General features: G+C 61.0%; 20 protein-coding genes. 14 read left to right on the forward strand and 6 right to left on the reverse strand.

Translation table 11 applies throughout. The annotated features are described in order from the left end of the window. Positions 1–6 precede the first annotated feature (6 nt). The gene (locus CO583_RS04170) at positions 7–984 is read right to left on the reverse strand and encodes a YihY/virulence factor BrkB family protein (RefSeq protein WP_227449777.1); all 978 of its coding nucleotides are present in this window, start codon (positions 982–984) and stop codon (positions 7–9) included. 56 nt (positions 985–1,040) lie between these two features. Then, positions 1,041–1,799, reverse strand: a complete 759-nt coding sequence (locus CO583_RS04175; RefSeq protein ID WP_227656466.1) for an aspartyl/asparaginyl beta-hydroxylase domain-containing protein — start codon at positions 1,797–1,799, stop codon at positions 1,041–1,043. A gap of 466 nt (positions 1,800–2,265) precedes the next feature. On the opposite strand from CO583_RS04175, the gene CO583_RS04180 reads away from it, so the two are divergent. Beyond that, a complete protein-coding gene (locus CO583_RS04180; RefSeq protein ID WP_283163462.1) occupies positions 2,266–3,405 on the forward strand; it encodes a type III PLP-dependent enzyme in 1,140 nt (379 codons plus the stop codon). A gap of 45 nt (positions 3,406–3,450) precedes the next feature. On the opposite strand, the gene CO583_RS04185 is transcribed toward CO583_RS04180, so the two are convergent. Beyond that, entirely contained in the window at positions 3,451–5,244 is a 1,794-nt protein-coding gene (locus tag CO583_RS04185; protein ID WP_248630561.1) for an ABC transporter ATP-binding protein, read from the reverse strand. 153 nt (positions 5,245–5,397) lie between these two features. Between CO583_RS04185 and nth the strand changes: the two genes are divergently transcribed. Then, the gene (nth, locus tag CO583_RS04190) at positions 5,398–6,096 is read left to right on the forward strand and encodes an endonuclease III (RefSeq protein ID WP_373364563.1); all 699 of its coding nucleotides are present in this window, start codon (positions 5,398–5,400) and stop codon (positions 6,094–6,096) included. Positions 6,097–6,212: 116 nt separating this feature from the next. Further along, positions 6,213–7,157, forward strand: coding sequence for a glycosyltransferase (locus CO583_RS04195; protein WP_043561007.1), 945 nt, complete (start codon positions 6,213–6,215; stop codon positions 7,155–7,157). A 7-nt stretch (positions 7,158–7,164) separates the two neighbouring features. Here the strand turns inward: CO583_RS04195 and CO583_RS04200 are convergent, their stop codons facing one another. Next, positions 7,165–9,489, reverse strand: coding sequence for a ComEC/Rec2 family competence protein (locus tag CO583_RS04200; protein ID WP_249103184.1), 2,325 nt, complete (start codon positions 9,487–9,489; stop codon positions 7,165–7,167). 24 nt (positions 9,490–9,513) lie between these two features. Between CO583_RS04200 and gltX the strand changes: the two genes are divergently transcribed. The 9 genes from gltX (at position 9,514) to CO583_RS04245 (ending at position 21,498) form a co-directional block, all read left to right on the forward strand. After that, on the forward strand, positions 9,514–10,917 hold the full coding sequence (gene gltX / locus CO583_RS04205) for a glutamate--tRNA ligase (protein WP_248630329.1): 1,404 nt from the start codon (positions 9,514–9,516) through the stop codon (positions 10,915–10,917). After that, positions 10,914–11,852 (forward strand): aspartate carbamoyltransferase catalytic subunit, encoded by a 939-nt coding sequence (locus tag CO583_RS04210; protein ID WP_043561013.1) that lies wholly within the window; start codon positions 10,914–10,916, stop codon positions 11,850–11,852. Before gltX ends, CO583_RS04210 begins: the two co-directional genes overlap by 4 nt. Then, positions 11,849–13,126 (forward strand): dihydroorotase family protein, encoded by a 1,278-nt coding sequence (locus CO583_RS04215; protein WP_081562612.1) that lies wholly within the window; start codon positions 11,849–11,851, stop codon positions 13,124–13,126. The genes CO583_RS04210 and CO583_RS04215 overlap by 4 nt, the downstream gene beginning before the upstream one ends. Continuing rightward, on the forward strand, positions 13,123–13,758 hold the full coding sequence (gene plsY / locus CO583_RS04220) for a glycerol-3-phosphate 1-O-acyltransferase PlsY (RefSeq protein ID WP_043561018.1): 636 nt from the start codon (positions 13,123–13,125) through the stop codon (positions 13,756–13,758). Before CO583_RS04215 ends, plsY begins: the two co-directional genes overlap by 4 nt. Then, positions 13,742–14,950, forward strand: coding sequence for a DNA-processing protein DprA (gene dprA / locus CO583_RS04225; RefSeq protein WP_248630328.1), 1,209 nt, complete (start codon positions 13,742–13,744; stop codon positions 14,948–14,950). The genes plsY and dprA overlap by 17 nt, the downstream gene beginning before the upstream one ends. Before the next feature lie 60 nt (positions 14,951–15,010). Continuing rightward, the gene (gene topA / locus CO583_RS04230; RefSeq protein WP_249103229.1) at positions 15,011–17,737 is read left to right on the forward strand and encodes a type I DNA topoisomerase; all 2,727 of its coding nucleotides are present in this window, start codon (positions 15,011–15,013) and stop codon (positions 17,735–17,737) included. A gap of 178 nt (positions 17,738–17,915) precedes the next feature. Then, complete coding sequence (locus tag CO583_RS04235) at positions 17,916–19,793, forward strand: S41 family peptidase (protein ID WP_249103186.1); 1,878 nt, start codon at positions 17,916–17,918, stop codon at positions 19,791–19,793. 34 nt (positions 19,794–19,827) lie between these two features. Beyond that, complete coding sequence (locus CO583_RS04240; RefSeq protein WP_154980966.1) at positions 19,828–20,181, forward strand: DUF1491 family protein; 354 nt, start codon at positions 19,828–19,830, stop codon at positions 20,179–20,181. Positions 20,182–20,352: 171 nt separating this feature from the next. Next, the gene (locus tag CO583_RS04245; RefSeq protein WP_043561026.1) at positions 20,353–21,498 is read left to right on the forward strand and encodes an OmpA family protein; all 1,146 of its coding nucleotides are present in this window, start codon (positions 20,353–20,355) and stop codon (positions 21,496–21,498) included. 128 nt (positions 21,499–21,626) lie between these two features. Here CO583_RS04245 and CO583_RS04250 read toward each other — a convergent pair whose 3' ends face one another. Further along, positions 21,627–22,235, reverse strand: coding sequence for a hypothetical protein (locus tag CO583_RS04250; protein ID WP_248630326.1), 609 nt, complete (start codon positions 22,233–22,235; stop codon positions 21,627–21,629). A gap of 261 nt (positions 22,236–22,496) precedes the next feature. Here CO583_RS04250 and CO583_RS04255 point away from each other — a divergent pair, with 261 nt between their 5' ends. Both CO583_RS04255 and CO583_RS04260 read left to right on the forward strand, forming a co-directional pair. Next, entirely contained in the window at positions 22,497–23,033 is a 537-nt protein-coding gene (locus CO583_RS04255; protein WP_081562618.1) for a hypothetical protein, read from the forward strand. A gap of 41 nt (positions 23,034–23,074) precedes the next feature. Beyond that, positions 23,075–25,072 carry a type IIA DNA topoisomerase subunit B gene (locus tag CO583_RS04260; RefSeq protein ID WP_043561028.1) on the forward strand — a complete coding sequence of 666 codons (1,998 nt, stop codon included), beginning with the start codon at positions 23,075–23,077 and terminating at the stop codon, positions 25,070–25,072. A gap of 65 nt (positions 25,073–25,137) precedes the next feature. Here CO583_RS04260 and CO583_RS04265 read toward each other — a convergent pair whose 3' ends face one another. Then, a complete protein-coding gene (locus CO583_RS04265) occupies positions 25,138–25,974 on the reverse strand; it encodes an aldo/keto reductase (RefSeq protein ID WP_043561701.1) in 837 nt (278 codons plus the stop codon). Positions 25,975–25,978 lie beyond the last annotated feature (4 nt).

Raw genomic sequence — 25,978 nt, forward strand, 5'->3', positions numbered from 1 at the left:
AGCTCCTCAGTGATCCGCTGGCCTGACGGGGATTCCCATTTCCTTGCGGACGATCCGCCGGTAGCCCCGCTCCTCCAGCTCGGCATTCAGCACGGCGCCAAACAGCACGACATACGCACTGACAAAAAGCCACATCATGACAGCCGCCACGGCACCCAGTGGCCCATACGTCGTACCATAACTGGCAAAGTGCGAGACGTACCACGAAAAACCAATGGACACGCCAACCCAGAGCAGGGTCGCCAGAAACGCACCGGGCAGGATCCAGCGCCATGATGTCATGCGCTCCCGGCACGGGGCGATACGATACAGCACGATCAGCGCCATGAAGACGAAACAGAGCATGATGGAAGGGGCCAGCCAGTGAACGAGAACGGGCGTGCCCTGCTCCACCAGAAAATGGAGCGATGGCGGCAGGCTATCTATCGTCACCCCCACATAACTCAGATAGCGTGGCAGATAATCCACGATGGCCGGAGCCGCCACCATGAGCGCCAACGTCAGGCAGGCCCCTATCACGGCCAGAAGAGTTGTGCCGAAGGCCAGAACCTGAAAATGCAGGAAACCACGAGTTTCCCTGGCATGATAGACGATATTCAGGGCAGACAGGATGGACTTGCTGCTGGCCGTGACGGACCAGAGAGCCACCAGCAGGGAAAAAACCAGCCCCAGGGTCAGTGAGGACTGAGGCTGAGTCACCAGCGCATGGATCCTGTCGAAGATCATCTCATAGGCGGCAGGAGGGAGCATATGCCTGACGACACGCAGCTGCTCTTCTGCCGTCTGTACGTCAAAAGCCAGCCCATAGACAGAGATCAGCGCCGTCAGGGCGGGAAACAGCGACAGGGTTGCAAAGAAGGCGCATCCCGCCGCACTGAGGGACGTCTGGCTGTCTCCGCTGTTGCTCAGGACCTGCCTGAACGTGGCCCAGAGGCCTTTTGGTGGTGGCGGAGGCTCCAATGGCATCTCGATCTTGTCGGGCACGGGGTGCGCTTTTCCTCTCCCTGCGAGGCCGTGACAGCAAGATCACGGCTCCATCATCACACTTTCTCCAGTTCAGCCTGAATACGGTTCCAGCGTTCGATATTGTTCTGGGCATCCCTGACAAAGGCGGATTTTTTCACCCCTCCAAGGAAAATACGCTGCATCAACCATCCCAGACCACGGGTAGGCCGCTCAAACTGAATGAACAGTATGCCACGCACCTCATCGGTGTTGTTCTGCACCGTATGCCGGTAGGTATCATCAAAGATGAACAGCCTGCCATCATCCCAGTGCAGCGTGTGATCTGCGACCTTGATCCAGCAATTATCACGATCTCGTGGAACCCCCAAGCCCTGATGTGCATTCAGCATCCCTTTGGTAACCCCTTTATGGGGTGGAATTTCCCCACCGGGCTCCAGAACGGAGAACAGGGCGGAACAGAGACCGGGAATCCCGGCCACAAGCTGGGCCGTAACAGGGGCCTTGGCACAATTCTCTGGAACAGGAATGCCGTAGCCATACAGAAAAAATGACTTCCAGCGGCTGTCCGGCGCAATGCGCTCGTGATCGGGCGAAAGGTCACGCAGGGGCGGAATTTTCTCACGCTCAGCCATGATGGCCTGAAACTCTTTCTGCATCAGCGGAGCAGCCTTCTCCAGGGCCACCGCCCAAGGAAACAGGCCATTGTCCAGCAGAGGTGTATTGGGGACCAGTGACCCTCTGGCAATCAGGGCATTGAACAAGGGGCGCAGCGCCTTGCCAACCCGCACAAGAAAGGGGCGTTTTTTCTTATCGTCATGACCTACCGTCATCATGTCCTCCATTAGCAGAAAACACATCAAACCAGTCCACGCAGACGTTACACTGTTACCAGAACAGTTTTCTTAACTGAAAGTCACCCTATCGACATGGCATCTACCGGCCATGACTGACCCCACTCAACAACACACTGAATTTTAATAAAAATCCTTCCTGAACAGAGCGCTCCCTTCCCGTCCCCTCCTGCTGAATGGCTGGCTTGACATCACTTTTTTGTGATGAGAACCATACCCGGAAGCCACCCTTCAGTTTCCCCTTGCATTGAAAAAAAATCTGGGCATTGTCACGCACTCCACGCAGCAACGCACGTGCCACTGGCCCTCATGAGGTTACGCAACGACGTCAAGCGCTCTGGCCCCGTATCCCCTTGCCTGCAGGGGGCAGGCGGAATCCCGCCGGTCCGTTCGACCGTTTCGCAACATCTCCCCCGACCGGGGAGAATTTATAGGGGACGTGAGTATCATGACTCCCAGAATCGCCCGTTTTCTCACCGAACAAAAACCCGCCACCCCTTGCCTTGTCGTGGACCTGGACTGCGTACGCACGCAGTACCGCGCCCTGCACGATGCCCTTCCCTCTGCCCGGATCCATTACGCCGTAAAGGCCAATCCGGCACCAGCGATCCTGAAGGAGCTGCATGCCCTCGGCTCGTTCTTCGACATCGCATCCCCCGGAGAGATCGACATCTGCCTGCAAGCAGGCATTCCGGCGCAGAAGCTTTCTTTCGGCCACACCGTCAAGACAGTGCGCTCCATTGCCTATGCCCATCAGAAAGGCCTGACACTCTATGCATTCGACTGCATGGAGGAGCTGGAAAAACTGGCAGAACACGCCCCCGGCTGTGAGGTTTTCTGTCGGCTGGGAGTTCTCAATACCGGGGCACAGTGGCCGCTCTCCCGCAAGTTTGGCACGACGCCGGAAAGCGCTTTTACCCTGTTGCAGAAAGCCCGTGAGCTGGGCCTGAAACCAGCTGGCCTGTCTTTCCATGTCGGTAGCCAGCAGACCAGCACGACAGCCTATGCCGACGCCATTGCTCAGGCTGCCGAAATCTGCCACCGCCTCCAGAAGCAGGGCATCACGCTGGACTTCATCAATATGGGCGGGGGCTTTCCAACCTATTACAACAGCCCCATCCCCAGCATCGACCAGTTCGGCACGACCATAACGGAGGCCATGGCAGCGCATTTCCCACAAGGGGCCCCCCGCATTCTGCTGGAGCCGGGCCGCTACATGGTTGGCAGTGCGGGAATCGTGCATACCGAGGTCGTGCTGGCCAGCAGGCGGGGCGGTGAGGACAACACTCCCCGCTGGGTCTATCTGGATATCGGCCGCTTTGGTGGTCTGGCGGAAACAGAAGGCGAATCCATCCGCTATGTCTTCCAGACACCCCATGACGACACCACGAGCAGCCGCTCACCCTGCATCCTGGCCGGGCCGACATGCGATAGCATGGACGTGCTATACGAGAAAAATCCCGTTCCCCTGCCAGAAGAGCTCAAGGCAGGAGACAGGATCAACATCCTCGCCACTGGTGCCTATGTGTCCACTTACTGCTCGACCGGGTTCAATGGCTTTCCACCACTGGATGAACATTACATCTGACCCTTCCGCAGGGCAGGAGACGACCATCCAGCATCAGCCAGCCCGTTACGGGCTGGCTGCATCAAGCGATTGCAGCGACACGAGCCGCCGATAGGCCCCGTCCTTCAGAGCCATCAGACTCTCGTGCGTGCCATCCTCAACGATCTGCCCCTGATGAAATACCAGAATCCTGTCCAGGTCACGCACGGTGGCCAGACGGTGCGCCACAACCAGTACGGTGCGTGTTTCCATCAGGCGGGTCATGGCCTCCTGCACCAGCATTTCTGATTCAGAATCGAGGCTTGCCGTGGCTTCATCAAAAATCACAATCGGCGCATCAACCAGAAAAGCCCGGGCAATCGCCACGCGCTGGCGCTCTCCCCCGGAGAGCTTCACGCCACGTTCACCAACCAGCGTCTCATACCCTTCGGCAAGACGGGTAATGAATCCATCAGCATTGGCAAGCCGTGCCGCCTGCTCGATCTCCTCCCGGGTGGCATCAGGCCGACCATAGGCAATGTTCTCAGCCAATGTTCGATGGAACAGCATGGGTTCCTGCGGGACAAGCGCAATCTGGCGCCGCAGGCTCTGCTGGGTGACGTAAGCAATATCCTGCCCATCAATCAGAATATTGCCACCATCCACATCATACAGACGCTGCAACAACCGTGTCAGCGTCGTCTTGCCCGACCCGGACGCCCCGACCAGGGCCACACGGCTCCCCGGTGCGATCCTCAGCGACAGCCCCTGATAGATCGGCTTTTCCTGGGATGGATACCGGAAACTCACATCCAGAAGGACAATCTCCCCCGCCGTCACCTCCAACGGAATGGCACCGGGGATATCCCGGATGGCCGGTTCGCTCGAGAACAGCCCGACGAGTTCTTCCATCTCATTGACCGACCGCTGAACCTGGCTCACCTGCTGCCCCAGATCCCGCAGATAACCCTGGATGAGGAACATCATCGTCAGCACATAGGCCACATCACCCGGCCCGGCCATACCACGCCACCAGAGCAGCACAGCCAGACCAATCATCACCACACGCATCAGCAGCGTATAGGACGCCTGAAAGTTGGCGCTGTTCGTCCCCCGATACCAGCTGTAATAGGTCTTGTCCGCCCACGTGCGGGCTACGGCATGGAGCTGCCGCTCCTCCCGTTCCTCCGCCCCGAAGCTCTTCACCACCGCATTGCAGGTAATGGCATCCCCCAGCACGGCCCCCATCCTGGAATCACAGGCGTTGGATATCCGGGCTGTTGGCGCCACATAACGCAGAGCCAGCCAGATGGACATGCAGGCAAACAGCCCGACCATCACGGCCAGCACCAGCCCCATGAGGGGCGCCCGCACCAGCAGGACCAGGGTCGTCCCCAGCAGGACCAGAACCTCTGGCGTAATGAGCAGGAGAAGCGTGTCATCCAGCGTATCAATGGCCCAGATTCCCCGGGTGATCCGCCGCACGGTAGAGCCCGCAAAATTGTTGGCGTGCCAGTCTGACGAGAAACGCTGCACCCGGGCGAAAGCATCATCCAGCACCCGGCGCATGACAGCAAGGCTGAGTTTGCTGATCCCCAGATAGGAAGACCGCCGGCCCATGACGCCCACCAGCCCCAGAACCAGCAGCCCGCTGACCATGAGCAGGGCATCATGCAGCAAAGCCTCCCGGCCACCAGCAGCCGATGAGGCAGATGTCGTTGTGGAAATATCACCCACCAGGCGACCAGCCAGAAGAGGAGTGCATATATCAGCTACCGTGGCCAAGGCCACACCGCCCAGCGTCCATGCCAGCATGGCAGGCTGGCCAAGCCAGCGCTTCACCACAAAAGCCATTATCGCCCCAAAGGAGAGTTTCTTCATGCTGTCCCGTCCATCCCCATTCTCTGCCACGTCTGCCTTTTCCTCCTTCAAAACCTGTCAGACCACACCCGGCCCCTCCGCTTGAAGAAAAACCCGACTCCCCTTAGGAACGGACAGAGTTTTTCCCATAATGGCCGGACCCACCATACCCTCATGGCTTCTACCAGCACGCCCCGCACACGCTCGACCAGCTCCCAGCCCCGCATGAGCCTGAAGGCCGTCCGCGCCTTTCTGGCCGCGCTGGAAAAAGCACACCCGGACGCCCGCAGCGAGCTGATCTATCACAACACGTTCGAGCTGCTCGTCAGTGTCGTGCTTTCAGCACAGGCAACGGATGTTTCCGTCAACAAGGCCACCCGTGCCCTGTACGAAGAAGCCCCCGACCCTGCCAGCATGGCCGCACTGGGTGAAGAAGGCATCGCCAGACATATCCGCACCATAGGCCTCTGGCGCTCAAAAGCCCATAACGTGGCCCTGCTCTGCCAGCAGCTGCTGGAAAAACATGACGGGCAGGTCCCCGGAAGCCGGGAAGAGCTGGAAGCCCTGCCCGGCGTGGGTCGGAAAACAGCCAATGTCGTCCTCAACATCGCCTTCGACCAGCCAACCATGGCTGTCGATACCCATATTTTCCGCCTCGGCAACCGTACTGGCCTCGCACCGGGCAAGACCGTCCGTGCCGTGGAGGATGAGCTGGTCCGCCGCATCCCCAAAGAGATGCTCCGCCCTGCCCATCACTGGCTCATCCTGCATGGCCGCTATGTCTGTAAGGCCCGCACACCAGAATGCTGGCGCTGCCCCGTCACTGAATGGTGTCTCTACAGGGAAAAGAACAAAATACCCCCCAAGCGCTGAGCAGGCCACAAGCTTCTCCTCCCAAAAAAGCCTTCATATCAAGTCCTTTATTTTATCGTAAAAGTCTATAAAAGACCTTTTGTGTCTAATTTTACGATCAAACCATGAGATAGACCATGCCATCGCCTCGACTGGAAGAGACGGCCATCGTTTTTGGCACGAATGGCAAAGACCTCTGGGCCACGCTCTGTGCCATCCAGTCCGTCGTAGATCACAATCCCCGCACGAAGCTCGATTTCCACATCCTCCACACCAATGTGGCGCCAGCCCTCCAGCTCATCATCAGTGACCTGTTCCGAACAGAATACAGCCTGCTGACCTTTCACGATGTCGGACAGAAAGCCGCAGCCCTGCGCCTGCACACCCATCAACGATGGCGCAATGAATGTTTCTATCGCTGCTATCTCCCGGTGCTGTTCCGGGATGATGTCCATGTGCTCTGGCTGGACAGTGCCCTGCTCGTTACCGGACCATTGCCCCCCCTGCTGAACCGTTTTCCCCGGCAGGCCGCCATCGGTGCCGTGGCCGACCCTGTCGCCCAGATTCTCCGCCAGCATGAAGTGCCCATCCATACCCTGCTGGGCGATGCTCCCGCTGCCGGGCTGCCCGATGTCTCCCTGCCCGACTATACCCGCCAGCATCTCTCCCTTGCCCGGCCGGAAGACTACTTCAACAGCAGCATGATGCTGCTCCGCCCCCGGCTCATCTCACCGTCGCAGATAAACCGCTGCTTCACCCTTGCCACACGCCCCTATCTCTGCCCGGGGACAGACATCCTCAATCAGGTCTTCCACGACCATGTCCATCTCCTGCCCGAACGCTGGAACTTCCTGACCGGCAAACTGACGGAAAATCTCTGCCTGCATCTCCCGGAACCATGGAAGAAACGCCGGGAAAGCGAACGGCTGAAACGCTGCATCATCCAGTTCCCCGAGGGGACCAAACCGTGGGAAGACCCGGCATTGCCTGGTGCCAGCCATTACCGGCGCCTCTCCGCTGCCCTGGAGCAGCGCCTCAGCCGCATTGCCCCGCCACTGATCCGTACATTGTGCGGGTCCTGATTCCCCTTCACTCAGCCGGAGCTGGTGGCAGGGGCACGACATTCTGGAACGCTCCTTCGCCGGTCCAGAGGCGATCCCCCTGCACCATTCTGTCCGACACGAGCCTGATACCACCCGCCCCCGTCCCATAAACGGCCCAGCTTCCTTCCCGCCGCAGATCAGCCGGACCAAGCTGCCGGACAGACGGACAGAGAGGATGCTGTCCGCCCATACGTATCTCCAACACAACATCCCGGCATGATGCCTCTCCACCACGCTCCGGCCCGGCAACCCCACGCCACAACACCAGCCGATCATTCCCAAGGCGTAGATGACAGAGACCTGCCGCACAGTCCGGCTGCCCCAGCCCTCTGACATTCCAGCCCAAGGCACGCTGCATCTCCTGTCGGACCAGCCCGCTACCAGGGCGCCCCTCCATCACCCTCATGGCCCCTTCCTGCCGGACAGCCAAAACGGCACCCTGCTCCACCAGCAGCATCACGGGCCGGTCCACCAGCCAGGGTGCTGAAAGCGCCACAGCCATCACACCCACGCCAGCAAACCGGCCCCATCCCCGCCACAGACACATCACGGTCAGCCCCAGCAGATACAGCCCCACCCCCCAGGCCGGAAAAGACGGCACCGGCAATGATGCAAGCGGAGCCGCCGCCACACACCCTGCCAGCCAGCCGATACCCTTTATGCCCCACCCCATCACGTGCAGTGGCCCCGAAGAAAGGCCAAATGGCATCAGCAGCAGGGCCACAATCCCGGCAGGCATCACCCAGACACCCATCAAGGGGACTGCCAGAAGATTGGCCATGACAAACCATGGCTGGAAGGCGCCGAAATACGCCATGCTGAGCGGCAGGGTCGCCAGTCCGGCCAGCAGGGAGGTCAGAACAAGGGCCACCAGCAGAGCTGCCCCCCGCCGCCAGAGAGCCGGGGCCTGCTGCCCATGATGCCCTCCCAACCGGAACAGCCAGTTCCTCCATGATTCGTGACCCGCAATCAGAGCCATCACAGCTGCGAAAGACATCTGGAAGGAAACATCCAGCACCAGAACAGGAGACATCACCTCCAGCACCAGGCAGACCAGAGCCAGCCCCCGCATGGAAACGGCCCGCCGCCCCAGCAGCAGGGCCAACACGGCCAACCCCGCCATGCCCAGCGCTCTCAGCCCCGGCACATGCAACCCTGTCAGCACCACATAAACCACCCCGGCCCCAAAAGAGACCAGCATGGCAACCTCACGACAGGGCCAGTAGGCCGACAGACGCTGCGACAGGCTGAGGCAACGTCTGACCGTGGCAAACACCAGCCCCATCACCAGCCCCAGATGCAGGCCCGCCACGGCCAGAAGATGCGCCAGCCCGGCAGCCGCATAGCTCTGCCTCGTCTCGGCAGAAAGACGGCCCGTTTCGCCACACAGCACGGCGGATGCCACCGCTCCCACCTGCCCCGGCAGGGCCGCTCCGATCATCCAGTCCATTGTCTGCCGCAGATGGACCAGCCTGTCATCCAGACGGCCCACAACACCACCTGCCGGTGCAGCTCTCAGCGGCAAGGGCGGTGAGAGGGCCAGTCCCGCTCCGGCACGTCCAGCAAACCAGGCCGCACGCTGCCCATCATGCCCTCCCGGCCAGAGCGGTGGGGGCGGAGAGCGCAGAAGCGCCCGTATCCGCACAGGCTGGCCTGTCACCAACGCCATCAGGCCATCTTCCTGCCCTTCTCTGGGCAGAAAGGTGACAGTCACCCGCCGTTGCAGGGGCGCCATGCCATTCCACCATGGAGAGTCGAACACGGCCCCCTCCACCACCACATGCCAGCTGGGCTTCTGCCCTTCATGTCGGCCTGGAACAGGTTCCAGAGCCGCCAGCCGTCCTTCCAGCCAGACCGATTCCATGGGCAGGAGCGGCATGGGGGACTGCCGGACAGCCTGCCCCCAGGCCAGCAGAAACCCCAGGCCAATCACCAGGAGGCCACTTCCCAGACAATGCCCCAACACCTGCCAGTGTGCCGCCTGTTCCGTCCCGGCCACCATCCAGCGGCAGCAGGCCAGCAACACCAGCCCCATGCCCGCCAAACCACCCATCATCAGGCCTGTGCTCCACGCAGGTTCTGCCGGCAGGGCAAAATACCCCACAATGCCCAAGGCTACACCGACAGGCAGCCAGCAGGTCAGGCGACTGCCCTGCCGGGCCAGCCCCGACGCTACCATCCTGAGTACAGCCTGCCCCATCATCCTCCGCTCTGCCGCCTCCTGCATCCACCCCTGGCCCGTCCATTCCACAAGTGCCGTTGCCTGTGATAAAGCCCATGATGACACATTGAAGTGGATGGCCCGACCCATCCCGGCATGTTATAAGGCCTGCTCATGAAGATCCGTACCCGTTTTGCCCCCTCGCCCACCGGCCTGCTCCATATCGGCAACGCCCGTGCTGCCCTGTTCAACTATCTCTTCGCCCGTCATCACGGTGGAGAATTTGTCCTGCGCATCGAGGATACAGACCGGGAACGCTCCACCCAGCACGCCGTGGACGTCATTTTTGATGGCCTGAAATGGATGGGACTGGACTGGGACGGAGAGCCTGTCTTCCAGGCCAGCCGGCAGGACCGTCATGCCGAGGTCGTGGCCCAGCTCATGGAAAAGGGCATGGCCTACCGCTGCTACTGCACGCCCGAAGAGCTGGCCGCCATGCGGGAGAAGGCCCGGGCCGAGAAACGCCCGCCCCGCTATGATGGCACATGGCGTGACCGTGACCCGTCCGAAGCCCCAGAAGGCGTGCCTTATGCCATCCGCCTCAAGGCCCCGAAAGAGGGTGAGACCATCATCAGGGACCATGTGCAGGGAGAGGTCCGTGTCGCCAATGCGGAGATGGATGACCTCATCCTGCTCCGTTCCGACGGGACACCGACCTATCTGCTCGCCGTGGTGGTGGATGACCACGACATGGGCATCACGCACGTCATGCGGGGTGACGACCACCTGACGAACACCTTCCGTCAGGCCATGATCTACCGGGCCATGGGCTGGGACCTTCCGGAGTTCGCCCATCTGCCCCTCATCCACGGGCCGGATGGAGCCAAGCTCTCCAAACGTCATGGTGCCCAGTCCGTCGTGGACTTCCGTGAGGAAGGCATCCTGCCGGAGGCCCTCTGCAACTATCTGCTGCGCCTCGGCTGGGGGCATGGCGATGCCGAGGTGCTGGACCGTGAGGAACAGATCAGGCTTTTCGACATGGATGGCATCGGCCGCTCTCCCTCCCGGATGGATTACGTCAAGCTCAGCCACCTCAACGGCATCTGGATGCGCCGTGCCGATGACGAGCGGCTGACGGCCCTTGTCATGCAGCGTCTGGAGCGACGTGATGACCTTGACCATGACGAGACGGTCCGTGCCCGTGTGCTTGCCCTCATGCCGGGGCTGAAGGAACGGGCAAAGACGGTCGTGGAGCTGGCCGACAACGCCGCCTTCGCCGGGCTGCGCCTGCCGCTGACCATCACCCCCAAGGCGGAAAAGCATCTGGGCGCGGAAGGCCGAAAGGTTCTCGCCGGGCTGGAGGAAAAACTCGCCGGGCTGGAACCTTTCACGGCAGAAGGGATCGACAGCACGCTGCGGGCATTCGCTGCCGAGCATGAGCTGAAACTGGGTGCCGTCGCCCAGCCGCTCCGTGCTGCCATGACAGGTACCACGACATCGCCCGGAATCGACCTCACGCTCGCCGCATTGGGCCGGGATGAGGTTCTCGCCCGCATCCGGAGTGTCCTGTCCGCATGAACCCCACACACCACACGCCCCATCTTCTCGGCATTGAAGGCATGACAGAAAAGGACATCACGCCTTTTCTGGACCTCGCCGAGAGCTATGCCCTGCTCAGCCGTTCCCGCAATGCACCACGGGACGTGCTACAGGGCCGTACCGTCATCAATCTCTTCTTTGAGGACAGCACGCGCACGCGCACCAGCTTCGAGCTGGCCGCCAAGCGGCTGGGTGCCGATGTGGTGAACATGACCGTCGCCACAAGCTCGGTCAACAAGGGCGAAACCCTGCTGGACACGGCCTCCACCCTCAACGCCATGCACTGCGACCTGCTGGTGGTCCGCCATGCCCAGAGCGGTGCCCCAGCCCTGCTCTCGCAGAAGGTCGAGGCCAGTGTCGTCAATGCCGGGGACGGGATGCACGAGCACCCCACGCAGGCCCTGCTGGACGGCCTGACCATCCGGCGGCATTTCGGCCGCCTCAGCGGGCTGAAAATCGCCATATGCGGCGACATCGCCCACAGCCGTGTGGCCCGGTCGGACATTCACCTCCTGCGGGCCATGGGCAACGACATCCATCTGGCAGGCCCCCCCACCCTGCTGCCCGGTGCCCTCGGCACGCTGGAAGGCGTCACCCTGCATCATGACATTGATGAAGCCCTGAAGGATGCGGACGTGGCCATGTGTCTCCGTGTCCAGCGGGAACGCATGGGCAGCGGCCTTGTCCCCAGCGCACGGGAATATTTCTCCCTCTTCGGGCTGGACCGCCGCCGCCTCGCTCTGGCCAAGCCAGGAGCCCTGGTGATGCATCCCGGCCCGATGAACCGGGGTGTTGAAATTGCCTCCGATGTCGCCGATTCGCCACAGAGCGTCATTTCTGAACAGGTCGAGATGGGCGTGGCCGTCCGCATGGCTGTCCTCGACCGTCTTTCCCGCATGAAGAATCCCGCATGAGCAGCATCCTTTTTGAAAATGTCCGGCTGATTGACCCTGCCTCCGGGCGGGATGGCAAAGGGAGCCTGCTGGTCGAGAAAGGGCGCATTGCCGCCCTCGACCCCAAGGAGACCTCCAAGGCTGCCCGCATCGTGGATGGCAAAGGGGCCGTCCTCTGCCCCGGCCTCGTGGACATGCGGGCCAGCTTTGGCGAACCCGGAGCTGAATACCGGGAGAGCATTGATTCCGGTATTCAGGCTGCCGTGGCAGGAGGCATCACCTCCCTGGCCCTGCTTCCCGATACCGAGCCTGCCATCGACAACCCGGCACTCGTCCATTACATCCGCCGCCGTGGGGAAGAGACTGGTCTTGTCTCCATCTATCCCTATGGAGCCCTGACAAAAGGCTGCGCCGGAACGGACATGGCCGAAATCGGCCTGCTGAAAAAAGCCGGGGCCATCGGCTTCACCGACGGTGCCCGGGCCATTGCCGACACCAAGCAGATGCGCAACCTGCTGGCCTATTCCGGCTTTCTGGATACCGTCATTGTCCTCCACCCGGAAGATCCCTCCCTGGCCAAAGGGGGCTGCGCCACTGCCAGCCCGCAGGCCGTGAAAATGGGCCTGCCACAGATTCCCGCCTGCGCCGAGGCCATGATGATCGCCCGTGACCTTCGCCTTGCCGAACTGACGGGCGCACGCATCCATTTCGGGCATGTTTCCACCGGGGAAGCCCTCGGCCTGATTGCTGATGCCAAAAAGCGGGGCATCCGGGTCACCTGCGACACGGCACCGCCCTATTTCGCCATGACGGAGGCGGATATCGGGGATTTCCGCACCTACGCCAAGCTCTCCCCGCCGCTGCGGCTGGAGGCTGACCGGCAGGCCGTTCTGGCGGGTCTGGCAGACGGCACCATCGATGCCATCGCCTCCGATCACAGCCCGGCCGATGCGGATGACAAGCGTCTTCCCTTTGCCCAGGCCCGGGCTGGCGGGACCGGCCTCGTCACCCTGCTGGGTGTCACGCTTCAGGCTGGCCTGCCGCTGCTGGAGGCCCTGCGCCTGCTCACCGTGGCTCCGGCCCGTCTTCTGGGGCTGGAAGCCGGGACGCTGGCCGTCGGTGCCCCGGCAGACCTCTGCCTGTTTGACCCGGAAGAAGAATGGACCGTCACCGCGGGCAGCCTGCCCGGCCGGGCACAGAATACCCCCTTTGATGGCCGAAACCTCAAAGGACGTGTCCTGCGGACCTTCCGTCAGGGTCGCGAAGTCTTCACTGCCAAAGGTCTCCCTGCATGAGCGGCATCCTGACCTGGTCTCTCATGCCCCCCAGCCTGCCTGTCATCGCTCTGGGGGCCTATCTTCTGGGGAGCATCCCTTTCGGCCTCCTGCTTACCGCACTCAGTGGGCAGGGTGACATCCGGCGCATCGGTTCCGGCAACATCGGGGCCACCAACGTGCTGCGGACAGGCCGCAAAGGCCTCGCTGCGGCAACCCTGCTTCTGGATGCCTTCAAGGGGCTTCTGGCCGTCCTGCTGGCGGAGGCCCTCTCCCCTCACGACACGGCCCTGTGCCTCTCCGTAGCAGGGTGTGCCGCTGTCGTGGGGCACTGCTTCCCCATATGGCTCAGGTTTCGTGGCGGCAAGGGCGTTGCTACAGGCATCGGTGTTTTCTGGGGCATGTGCTGGCCGGTCGGGCTGCTCTGCACCCTGCTCTGGCTGGCTGGTGTCCGTCTGAGCAGGATTTCCTCCGTGGGGGCACTGCTGGCTTTTCTGGCAGCACCGTTCCTGATGGTGGCCTTCTCTCTGGCACCCATCATGTCGGCCCGTCCCATTGCAGCAGCATGCATCACCCTGCTGATCCTCCTGCGCCATTACGGCAACATTGCCCGCCTCTGTAGCGGAACGGAACCCCGTGTCGGACAGAAATGAGCCAGCTGCATTATCAGAAGCCAACCTGACAGCAACGGAACGTCTGGCTCGATTGCGGCTGGCCCGCACAAAGGGCATTGGCAACGCCACATTCAGCCGGTTGATGGGCCTTTACGGCACGGCAGAGCAGGCCATTGCAGCGCTGCCTGCCCGTGCCCGCCTTTCCGGCCGTCCGGCGCCAGCCATTCCCTCCGCATCCCGCATGGAAGACGAAATTGCCTGGCTGGGAAAACGGGGAGGCCACCATCTGCTACGCTCCGACCCTGCCTATCCCCGCCTGCTGGCCGGACTGCCGAATGCTCCCGTACTTCTATTCACCCAAGGCAATACAGACCTGCTCTCCACACCCTCCCTGGCCATTGTCGGGGCCCGCAAGGCCTCCAATCCGGCCCTGAAACTGACAGAGGAATTCGCCGCCGGTCTGGCAGAAGCCGGCCTGACTGTCGTTTCCGGTCTGGCCCGTGGAGTTGATGGAGCGGCCCACCGGGGAGCCCTGCCCTCTGGCCGGACCATTGCCGCCCTGCCCGGCGGGCTGGACATTACCTACCCTCCCGAACATGCCGGCTTGCAGGCCGCCATAGCCCAGCAGGGCTGCCTGATTACGGAATATCCTCCCGGCATGCCGGCCAATGCCCGCCATTTTCCACGGCGCAACCTTCTCATTGCCGGTCTGGCCCGTGGCTGCCTGCTGGTTGAGGCAGCCAGACGCTCCGGCACACTCATCACGGCCCGACTCGCTGCAACCTTCCAGCGTCTGCTCTTTGCCGTGCCTGGCTTTCCCGGCGATCCACGTTCCAGCGGCGGGAATGACCTGCTGAAACAGAATCAGGCCATACTGGTCGAGCAGGTTCAGGACATCCTGTCCGCCCTGGCAGACACACCCTCACCAGACCCCGGACTGGCCCCATGGAGCAGGCCTCCCTCACGCCAGCCATCCCTTTCCACACCCACTGGAAAAGTACCGACCGCCCCGCCAGCTGCCCCCCGGAAAGCCCCTGCGGCCAGTCAATCATTACCGGAATCTGACGAAAAAAATATTCTCTCCCTGCTGGCGCATACCCCCTCCACTGTTGACGAGATTGCATCACGCTGTCAGTTGTCCATCTCAGCAGTTGCGGCAATACTCATCGAGCTGGAAATGAACGGAGCTGTCCAACGCCACGACGATGGGCAGATCACACTTCCCAGCTAGCGGGCATCGGCCAGACAGCCTTACCACCAGGACACCAGAGACCGGGAAAGACTCATGGCAGTGAAGAATGTTGTGGTTGTAGAAAGCCCTGCCAAGGCAAAGACCATCAACCGTTATCTCGGCAGCGATTATACCGTCATCGCCTCCTTCGGCCATGTGCGGGACCTTCCTCCCAAGGATGGAAGCGTGCGCCCTGACGAGAATTTCGCCATGTCGTGGCAGACCGATGATCGTGGCTCGAAACAGATTGCCACCATTGCCAAGGCTCTCAAAGGGGCCAGCAAACTGATTCTCGCCACCGACCCGGACAGGGAAGGTGAGGCCATCTCGTGGCATGTCCGCAGTGCCCTCGAGGAAAAAAAGCTCCTCAAGGATATTGAGGTCGAGCGGGTCACCTTCAACGAGATCACCAAAAACGCCATCGCTGCGGCCATGAAGGCCCCCCGTACGCTGGACCGCCCCCTGATTGATGCCTATCTGGCCCGCCGTGCGCTGGACTATCTGGTCGGCTTCACCCTGTCTCCCGTTCTCTGGCGCAAACTGCCGGGCAGCCGCAGTGCAGGGCGTGTGCAGTCTGTCGCCCTGCGGCTGATCTGCGAACGGGAAGCGGAAATCGAGGTCTTCAAACCCCGGGAATACTGGAGTGTGGAAGGTCTCTTCACAACTCCCGCCAAGGCGGACTTCACCGCAAAACTGACCCATCTTGAAGGCAGAAAACTCGACCAGTTCGCCCTGACCAATGAGGACATGGCCCACAGGGCCCGTGATCTGGTCCGCTCCTCCGCCCTCAGCGTACGGAAGATCGAGCGGAAGCGGACACGCCGCAATCCGGCACCGCCTTTCACCACCTCCACCCTCCAGCAGGAAGCCTCCCGCAAGCTGGGCATGAGTGCACAGACCACCATGCGCACCGCCCAGCAGCTTTATGAGGGTGTGGACCTGAATGGCGAGACGTTCGGCCTGATCACCTACATGCGTACCGATGGCGTCACCATGGCCTCGGAGGCCGTGCAGGCCATCCGCTCCCATATCAGCTCATCCTTTGGCAAAGATTACTGCCCGGGCAAGCCACGCTCCTACACCACGAAGGCAAAAAACGCACAGGAAGCCCACGAGGCCATCCGCCCTACCGATGTGTCCCGTACACCTTCTTCTGTCGCCTCCGTGCTCACGGCGGACCAGAAACGCCTTTATGAACTGATCTGGAAGCGCTCCGTTGCTTCACAGATGCAGTCTGCCGAGCTGGACCAGACAGCCGTCACCATCGGTGATGAACAGGAGCAGACCCTGCTGCGGGCCACCGGCTCCATCATCGCCTTTGACGGCTTTCTGAAGCTCTATATCGAAGGCCATGATGACAAGGAAAAAGGCGGGGATGATGACCAGAACCGCCTTCTCCCCGCCATGAAGGAAGGCGACCAGCTGGGCACGAAGGACGTGACAGCCGAACAGCACTTCACCCAGCCACCTCCCCGCTATTCCGAAGCATCACTGGTCAAGAAGATGGAAGAAATCGGCATCGGGCGGCCTTCCACCTATGCCTCCATCCTCAGCGTCCTGCGGGACCGCAATTATGTGCGCCTTGATGCCCGACGCTTCGTGCCGGAAGACAGGGGGCGGCTGGTCACGGCTTTTCTCACCTCTTTCTTCCAGCGTTATGTAGATACGGGCTTCACAGCCTCGCTGGAGACGCAGCTGGATGACATCTCGGATGGCCGGGCTGACTGGCATGATGTCATGTCCGCCTTCTGGAACGACTTCTCGGCCACGGTTGCCAAGACAAAAGACCTGAAAATCTCTGATGTCATTGAGGCGCTGGACCAGGACCTCGGCAACCATTTCTTCCCACCCCGACCGGATGGCAGTGATCCACGCAGCTGCCCGTCCTGCACTGATGGACGGCTGGGCCTCAAGCTAGGGCGGCACGGAGCCTTCCTGGGATGCTCCAACTATCCGGAGTGCCGTGTCACCCGCCCCCTGGCGGTTGATAATGGCGAGGAGACTGCCCTACCGGACGGTATGCGCCTGCTTGGCCATGACCCTGCCACGGGCGAGAACATCACCCTCCGTCGTGGGCCTTACGGGCTGTATGTCCAGCGTGGCGAGCCGGACCCTGAAGACAAGAAGGCCAAACCAAAACGGGCCACCATCCCCAAGGACCGTAACGGCGAAACGCTCACCCTTGAGGAAGCCATCGGCCTTCTCTCCCTCCCCCGTGAGGTTGGCCCCCACCCGGAAACGGGCGAGATGATCACGGCCGGTCTTGGCCGTTTCGGACCGTTCGTCAAGATGGGCAGCATCTACGGCACGCTCAGCAAGGATGATGACGTGCTGACCATCGGCCTGAACCGGGCCGTTGATGCTCTGGCCAAAAAGCTGGCTTCCATCCGCACGTTGGGTACGCACCCCAAGGATGGTGAGGTCGTCATGGTCCGCAAGGGACGTTTTGGTCCCTATGTGCAGCATGGCCAGACCATTGCCACTCTCCCCAAAGGGGACTCGATGGATGACGTCACGCTGGAAGAGGCCCTCACCCTGCTGGATGAAAAAGGCAAACCGCTGAAAGGTGGCCGCAAGGCAACCACGAAAAAAACGGCCGCCAAAAAGACCACGACCAGAAAAACCACTACGGCGAAGAGCACGACCAGAAAAACGGCCACCAAAAAGGCAGCGACAGGGAAGGCAACCAGCAGAGCCAAAACGACAAAAAGCGGAACCACAAAAACCGGCAGCCGCAGCAAAACCTCACCAGAGGCGCCCATCAGCAAGGATGACCTTCCTTTCTGATTTCCCTTCTTCCATGAATGCGGCATAATAGCGGGGGATGTGTCTTCCATGATGGCACGCCCCCGGCCCGCGACGGGCACGATCCGCCCTGCCCGGCCTCTGTCCCCGAAAGAAACCATGTGACAGTGTCCCGGCTTTTCATCTTCCCTTTTTCTTACCAGTCCGGTCCATCGCCTTCATGATGCCAGTTCGCCTCCTGCGTCCCGTCTGCACAGCCTTCACCGGGGTTGCCCTGTCCGGCGTGCTGACAGTCGGCTCTGCCATCGCCCAGCCTGTTCAGGCCCATCCTTTCTGGAGCCGGCTGCTCCACCATTTTGCCGGCCGCCCTGGAGCACCCTCCTCCACCCCGGTCGGATCCATCGCCACCACAACATCCCAACCCGCAGGGACAGGCAGCTCCTCCCGACCCACCCCCGTCCCCACCGCTCCGGCTCTCCCGGAATTCACGGATGAAGACCGGCTGGCAGAGCTGACATTATCAACCGCCCTTACATTCATGCTTCCCCGGACGCTGACCCCGCACACACCGCAGGAACTCTGCCTCTGGGGGATGCAGGCCCTGCTGGAAGTCCCCCAGCCTTTACAACAGCCGGACCATGGGCAGGCGCCATCATCCAGCTTCACCCTCGCCGTCCAGCCCGGAACCATGTTCAGCCCGGCTCACATGAGCCTGCTCCATGACAGGCACCCTCTGCTGTCTGTCCGGACACCCGGCAAGGACGACGTGACCGGCTGGAGCCATCTGAGCCTCCAGCTCATCACGCTCCTGCGACGTGATGTGCCATCCTACCAGCTCATGAATGATGAAACCCTGCTGAGCCGTTTTCTCAATGGCCTTCTGGCCAGGCTGGACCCCTATTCCCGCTATCAGTCTCCTCCACCGCCGCCCAGCCAGTCTGATGCCGTCACGCCTGCCCAGCCCCCACCCGAACCCGCAGCAAGCGTCGGGCTGACCCTCCGCCGGACACGAGCCCATTTCCCTGTCGTGGCAGCCCTCAACCTCGACAGCCCTCTATGGGATGCCGGAATCATACCGGGAGACAGCCTGACCAGCCTCGACCACCAGAGCACACGCCAGATGGCCCTGCCCGCCCTCCAGGCCATGCTGACTGGCCCTGCTGGCAGTACGGTGGAGCTGGAATTCCGCACCAAGGACGGACATCATCTCATCAGGAATTTCACCCGTGGGCGCATGGCAGAAGAAAGTGTCTTCCCTGAACAGGCCGGGCGGTTCCCCATCCTGCGGGTCACCCATTTTTCCAGCCGGACGGCCGAAGAAGTCAGCCAGTATCTTTCCACGCTCCTGCCAGAAACACCCCCAAATAGCAGTCTGCCTCACCCTCCAGACGGCCGGACCCCACCAGCACCCACCCTGCCCGGCCTCGTGCTGGACCTGCGCGGGAACCATGGAGGAATCCTGCAACAGGCGGTCATGACGGCGGCGCTCTTCCTCGACCACGGCGTGATCGCCACGACCGAAGGACGGGCGGCGGAGGCCAATCACGTCTGGAGCATCCAGGGCGGGGATCTGACCAACAATACCCCGCTGGCCCTGCTGGTTGACCAGGATACGGGCAGTGCAGCCGAAGTTCTGGCAGCGGCGCTGGCCGACCAGCAAAGGGCCGTTGTGACCGGCAGCAGTACCTTTGGCAAAGGCATGGTCCAGATTTCTTCCACCCTGCCCAACGGGGGGCACCTGTCCCTGACATGGGCACACATCACCGCTCCCCAAGGCTGGGCCCTGCAGGACCTTGGTGTCCTGCCCCAGCTCTGCACAAGCCCCCAGGGACAGTTTTCCCTCCGGGACCAGCTGGCAGCGCTTCGTGCTGACCAGTCCCTCATGACCGATGCCCTGCGCCAGTCCCGCCTCATCAGCACAGACAGCCCGGAGGCGGCACGGCGTGCCCTGCGACAGGTCTGCCCCCCTGCCGCTGCCAGCCCGACCGACATCTCCGCCGCTCTGGCACTTTTCATCATCCCCCACACCTATCGTGCTGCCCTCCTGCATCTGCCGGACAACACGGCAATTCACCCGGCGGCCAACACCACCCCATGACGACTATGCACCATCTGGCAGGGAGACCGGACTCATGTTCCATGGCCTGAAAACCGGATTCTGGGTCCGTGCCACCCTCAGGCACCTCAACCAGAATGGCCTGATGGCCGTTCTGGTCCGTAAAGGTGACGAAGATGCTGGCAGTGTCTTCATCATGCTGAATGGCCGGGATGGACGCATCGCCATATTACGGGAACAGGGTGCGACATGGCTGCGCCAGACCTTTGAGGACAGCGACACGGAAAGTGCCATGATGCAGGCCAATGCCTATCTGGAACGGCAGAAACGGTACGACCCTGACCTCTGGATCATGGAGGTTGATGTCCTAGACAGCACCCACCCGCTGGAACATGACATCACCACACGCCGCTTCAGCCATGAAGACTGACCAGCCCCATGTTCCCCGGGGGCCGACCGACGCCTCATCCACCTGTAACACATAGGACACATCTTTTCCCGATTCAGACGCAAACGGCACAGGTATGTCCCGGCAATCCATTGCGTTTACTGTCACTTTCAGTGAAAAGGGTAGCCACCTGTCTGGCTGGAGAGTAATTACATGACCGCACGCCCCTCCATTACATCACTGCTGGCCCGCAGCGCCTGTGCCGCCTGCCTGTCAGTCATGGCGTTTGGTGCGGCCCGGGCACAGCCTGTCCGTGGCCTCTATGTCGGCGGGGCAGCGGGGGCGAGCTTCAACCAGTCCCAGACCGTCAATCCCCACACGAAGCTCTTTGCGCATGGTCGGGACGACTTTGCGACAGGCATCACCGGGCTGGGCAGCATCGGCTGGGGACTGGGGAACGGTTTCCGTGTGGAAGTGGAGGGCAACTACCGCAACAACCGCCTTTCCCGGTTCCATTCCCCCGGCTTCAGCAGCACAGCCCATGGTCACCAGCAGAAATACGGGGGCATGGCCAATGCCCTGTTTGACATGGATATCGGCCAGAACTGGATCTACCCCTATTTCGGGGCTGGTATCGGTTATGGAAGCCAGTTCACGAACACCAGAATCCAGGGGACAGGCGCAGACAGGGGCTACAGGCAGCGGACCCGTGACAGCGCAGGCGGCTTTGCCTATCAGGGCATCTTTGGTGTTTCACTGCCCGTGCCATGGGTTGTTGGCCTTTCCACCACAATGGAATATCGCTTCTACACCATCACGGGCCGCCACAGGCACTTCACGACAGCATCCTACAACATCGCTGCCCCCGACAGTGGACCCGTCAGCGGCAAGCGTGGCAGCCGGACAGATTTCAACCATTCCCTGATGCTCGGGCTGCGCTATGAGTTCAACCCGGCTCCGCCGCCACCGACACAGGCCCCCACCCTCTCCACCCCGGCACCTGCCCCCGTCCGCACCTATCTGGTGTTCTTCGACTGGGATCGTGCCAACCTGTCCGACCGGGCGCGGGCCATCGTGGAAACAGCTGCCCGCAACTCCACATCAGCCCAGTTCACCCGGATCCAGGTCAATGGCCATGCCGATTCTTCGGCTGTCCGTCCTGGCAGCCGGAAGGCTGAAGCCTACAACATGGCCCTGTCTCTCCGCCGTGCGCAGACCATCAAGGCAGAGCTGATCCGCGATGGCGTACCGGCTGGCGTCATCGAGGTTCACGGTTTTGGTGATTCGAAGCCACTGGTCTCCACCCGCCCCGGTACGGCAGAACCGCAGAACCGCCGGGTGGAAATCGACTTCCAGTAAACAGGTACTTCAGAGTCTGACCGGCCTTCGCCTGCCGGTCAGACATCCTGATGTGCCCTCTCAAAAAACAGGCCGGACACGTATTCAGTGTGTCCGGCCTGTTTTTTCTGACAGGTCTCTACGCCCTGTTACTTCGTCTTGGCTGCCGGAGCGTGCCTGCTGACGGCATGGTGCACCGTTCGGGAGGTCGCATGATGGACAGCCTGAGGCGTCTTTTTCTCAGTTGATTCGGCCATCTTCTTGCCCGGTTCCTCAGAGGGGGCAGGGGCAGCTGCAACGACAGCCGGCTCGACCTGCACACGGACCTGAAGCTGACGGCGTGGCTGTGCATGGGCAGGAATCAACTCCACGGTGAAGCCGTCAGCCCCCTTGTAATCCGCCGCAGGGGTGTATTCCACATATGTGCGGTTATCATAATTGTACAGAAAGGCCCTGCCATTCTCCGGCGGAGGAACCACACCAAAAGACACGTAACTGCCTCCACCCCCTTTGCTGATGGAAAACGGGCAGGTACCGCCATCACCAGCGCTGACCGTCATGCTCACACTCATGCGGCCCGTGGCGTCTGTCTGCACAGGCGATACCTCACAATGAGCAGCCCGCTTCTCGTTGGCAAAAGGATTGGGAGGAATCTCGATGCCACTCGGCCCCCTTGACTGCTGGCCGACACACCCGCCAAGGGCCAGAAGAGTTGCACCGACAACCCCTGCCCGCACTAGAAAACTGCTCTGCTGCACAGTCCACTCCAGAGAAAACTAAAAACAGATAAAAAAGGCGCATCCAGGCCCCTGCCCGCAATCCGCCAGTTTTCAGAACGCACGATACGCTTTCAGCACCATCATGAGAATGAGGTCTTCCATATTTCTTTCTCTGTCAGTTATGTTTAACGTTTCCTTCATCATTACACGGCCATACCCACCAAAGAATTGCCCGTCTCAGGGCAGACTTTCCCAAATGACCATGATATAGGCAGAGAACCTGTCAGCGGGAGTTTTCATATGTCTCTTCTGTCCTACGGCCTGTCCTTCTCCAGGACTGGACTGGCCCTTGCCACTGCGGCTTTTTTTGCCATTGCCCCTGCCTCATGGGCAGCAGCCTGCCACTCTTCGGCAGAAGACCATTCAGCCTTCAATCTGGCTGGTCTGAAATCGGAACTCATGGTGACGGCTCTCTCCTGCCAGACGCAGGACCGTTACAACCAGTTCATCACACGCTTCCGCCCCATCCTGACAGAATCGGAAAGACGGCTGGATTCCTATTTCCACCGGACATTTGGCCGCCAAGCGCAGAAAAAACATGATGATTACATCACGCAGCTGGCAGATGTGCAGTCCTTGGGGGGGCTGAAGTCCGGTACGGCCTTCTGTGCCCAACGTGTGCCGATGTATGACGAGATCGAGGCGCTGGACGATTCGAACAGCGACCTCGCCCATTATGCCGAGGCCAAGGATATTGTTCAGCCTTCTTCCTACGAAAGCTGCACGGCACCCCAGCCTCCCCACCGGGCCACGAGCCGCCGCAGGCGCCGGGGCTGACCTCCCGCCCCTCCCCACGCCCCGACAGACAGGATCACAGGATGGCCGATATGTTCGAGCAGGGTTCCACACCTGCCCCCTCCCATGTACAGCCAGCTGAACAGTATGATGCCGGGGCCATTGAGGTCCTTGAAGGGCTGGAGCCGGTACGCCGTCGCCCTGGCATGTATATCGGGGGTACGGACGATGCGGCCTACCACCATCTTGCTTCCGAAATCATTGACAACGCCATGGATGAAGCCGTGGCGGGTCATGCCACGACCATTGAGGTCTGTCTGGAAGACGCCCACACCCTGATGGTCCGTGACAATGGCCGTGGGATTCCGACTGACCCCCATCCCCGCTTCCCGAAAAAATCAGCCCTTGAGGTCATTTTCACCACGCTCCATGCGGGGGGGAAATTCTCTGGCAAATCCTATGCCACATCAGGCGGTCTGCATGGTGTGGGCAGCTCTGTCGTCAACGCACTGGCCTCCCATCTGGAAGTCGAGGTCTACCGCAACCGCAAGGGATGGCGACAGACTTTCTCCCGTGGTCTGCCAACCAGTACGCTAGAAAGCACAAAACCTGCCATCCGGCGTGGCACGATGGTGCGTTTCACCCCGGACAGTGACATTTTCGGCCCCCTGCATTTCTCCCCGGCCCGCCTGTACCGCCAGTGCCAGATCAAGGCAGCGCTGTTCCGGGGGGTCAGCATCACATGGTCCTGTGCCCCGGAACTTCTGAAAGGGGACAATGCTCCACCAGCCGAAGCTGTCATCGCCTATCCAAATGGTCTGGAAGATGCCCTGACGGCTGATCTTGGTCCCTCACCTGCCCTGCTTACCCCCCTCTGGGCTGGTGAGGCTGAGCTGCCTGTGGCTGCCGATGGCCAACCCGGTGGGCGTGTCGAGTGGGCTGTTGCCTTTCTCGACCAGGGAAACAGCGCTCTCATTTCCTACTGCAACACCATTCCCACACCACAGGGTGGCACCCATGAGAACGGCCTGCGAGCGGCACTCGTCAAAGGCTTCCGCAACTGGGGGGACCAGCGCAAGATTCGCCGTTCCAGCACCATCACGGCGGAAGATGTGCTGGGCACCATCAATGCCCGTCTGTCCGTTTTCATCCGCAACCCACAATTCCAGGGACAGACAAAAGACAGGCTGACCACACAGGAGGCCAGTCGCCTCGTGGAAGGTGCCCTGCGGGACCGGATCGACCACTGGCTGGGGGGCAATCCCCAGCAGGCTGACAGTCTGGTCGGCTATATGGTCGAACGGGCAGAAGAACGCCTGCGCCGCCGTGAAGCCCGTGAAACAACCCGCAAAACGGCGACAAAACGCCTGCGTCTGCCCGGCAAGCTGACAGACTGCTCCCGCAGCAATGCCCATGAGACGGAGATATTTCTCGTGGAAGGCGAATCAGCCGGGGGGTCTGCCCGTCAGGCCCGTGACAGAGAAACACAGGCCGTCCTGCCCCTGCGGGGCAAGATACTCAATGTCGCCTCTGCCACACAGGAAAAACTGCTGGCCAATACGGAGCTGAAAGACCTGATCGAGGCACTTGGCTGTGGCTTTGGCAAGACTCTCGACCTTGAAAAACTGCGCTATGGCCGCATCATCATCATGACAGATGCTGACGTGGATGGCGCCCATATCGCCTCCCTGCTGATGACCTTCTTCTTCCGGGAGATGCCGGACCTCGTCCGGCAGGGGCACCTCTACCTGGCGCAGCCACCACTCTACCGGCTCACTCATGGCAGCAAGACCGTCTACGCCATGAACGACCTCGACCGTGACCGCAGGTTGAAGACGGACTTCAAGCCCAATGCCAAAGTTGAAATTTCACGCTTCAAAGGGCTGGGGGAAATGCCGGTTTCCGACCTCAAGGAAACCACCATGTCCCCTGCACGCCGCACACTCCTGCGTGTAACCGTCCCGACAGAAGACAACCTGATGACCCGCAGACGGATCGAGAGCCTCATGGGCCGCAAGCCTGAGCTGCGCTTCCAGTTCATTCAGGAGCAGGCCCAGTCGGTCAATCTTCTCGATATCTGACACGCCCGAGCATCTCCGGAAACAGGAAAAGGCGCATCCCACAAACAGGATGCGCCTTTTCCATGTCAGCCGAATACCGGATTCGCCGGATTCTCTCCCATGCGGCCATCCGCCCTATGGAGCGTGGCGATCGCCGCCATCTCCTGCTCGGGCAGGACAAAATCGAACAGGTCCAGATTCTCTGCCATGCGCTCCCGATGAACTGATTTGGGAATCACGATCACCCCATTCTGGAGGTGCCAGCGCAGAATCACCTGTGCCGGGCTTTTGCCGTGGCGTCTGGCAATATCACCGATCAGCTCGTTGTTCAGTACAGTCCCCTTGCCCAGAGGACGCCACGCTTCGGTCTGAATTCCCACGCTTTTATGAAAAGCCCGCAACTCCTCCTGCTGGAAGAAAGGATGAATCTCGATCTGATTGACGGCAGGCACAACACCTGTCTCATCCATGATTCGCTGGAGGTGATCTTTCTCAAAATTGGACACGCCGATAGACCGGACACGCCCCTGTTTCTGCAGGTCGATCAGAGCCTTCCACGTCTCCACATACAGTCCCTGCTGCGGCATTGCCCAATGAATGAGGTAGAGATCCACCACATCACGCTGCAGCAGACGGGCACTCTCATCAAAAGCTTTCAGGGTCGAATCATAACCCTGCTCGTCATTCCAGACCTTGGTTGTGACAAACATGGCGGGGTGCCCTTTCAGCCCCTCGCCAACTCCCGCCTCATTGCGATACAGCCGGGCCGTATCCACGGCCCTGTAGCCCAGCTCTATGGCTGTTCTGACAACATCAGCTGTTTCATCAGGCGGTGTTTCCCAGACACCAAGCCCGATCCACGGCATGGCATGACCATCATTCAGCTGTACACAGGATGCAGCATCCTTGGGAAAATCACTCATGTTC

It is taken from the genome of Parasaccharibacter sp. TMW2.1882, from assembly GCF_023337635.1.
GTDB lineage: Bacteria > Pseudomonadota > Alphaproteobacteria > Acetobacterales > Acetobacteraceae > Bombella > Bombella apis.

Coding starts and splice junctions, on each gene's coding strand:
- CO583_RS04195 (WP_043561007.1), top strand. CDS start 6,213: ATGCCATCGCCTCGACTGGAAGAGACGGCCATCGTTTTTGGCACGAAT.
- CO583_RS04185 (WP_248630561.1), bottom strand. CDS start 5,244: ATGAAGAAACTCTCCTTTGGGGCGATAATGGCTTTTGTGGTGAAGCGC.
- nth (WP_373364563.1), top strand. CDS start 5,398: ATGGCTTCTACCAGCACGCCCCGCACACGCTCGACCAGCTCCCAGCCC.
- CO583_RS04235 (WP_249103186.1), top strand. CDS start 17,916: ATGATGCCAGTTCGCCTCCTGCGTCCCGTCTGCACAGCCTTCACCGGG.
- gltX (WP_248630329.1), top strand. CDS start 9,514: ATGAAGATCCGTACCCGTTTTGCCCCCTCGCCCACCGGCCTGCTCCAT.
- CO583_RS04255 (WP_081562618.1), top strand. CDS start 22,497: ATGTCTCTTCTGTCCTACGGCCTGTCCTTCTCCAGGACTGGACTGGCC.
- CO583_RS04265 (WP_043561701.1), bottom strand. CDS start 25,974: ATGAGTGATTTTCCCAAGGATGCTGCATCCTGTGTACAGCTGAATGAT.
- CO583_RS04175 (WP_227656466.1), bottom strand. CDS start 1,799: ATGATGACGGTAGGTCATGACGATAAGAAAAAACGCCCCTTTCTTGTG.
- CO583_RS04260 (WP_043561028.1), top strand. CDS start 23,075: ATGGCCGATATGTTCGAGCAGGGTTCCACACCTGCCCCCTCCCATGTA.
- CO583_RS04215 (WP_081562612.1), top strand. CDS start 11,849: ATGAGCAGCATCCTTTTTGAAAATGTCCGGCTGATTGACCCTGCCTCC.
- CO583_RS04210 (WP_043561013.1), top strand. CDS start 10,914: ATGAACCCCACACACCACACGCCCCATCTTCTCGGCATTGAAGGCATG.
- CO583_RS04240 (WP_154980966.1), top strand. CDS start 19,828: ATGTTCCATGGCCTGAAAACCGGATTCTGGGTCCGTGCCACCCTCAGG.
- plsY (WP_043561018.1), top strand. CDS start 13,123: ATGAGCGGCATCCTGACCTGGTCTCTCATGCCCCCCAGCCTGCCTGTC.
- CO583_RS04245 (WP_043561026.1), top strand. CDS start 20,353: ATGACCGCACGCCCCTCCATTACATCACTGCTGGCCCGCAGCGCCTGT.
- CO583_RS04180 (WP_283163462.1), top strand. CDS start 2,266: ATGACTCCCAGAATCGCCCGTTTTCTCACCGAACAAAAACCCGCCACC.
- CO583_RS04200 (WP_249103184.1), bottom strand. CDS start 9,489: ATGGGTCGGGCCATCCACTTCAATGTGTCATCATGGGCTTTATCACAG.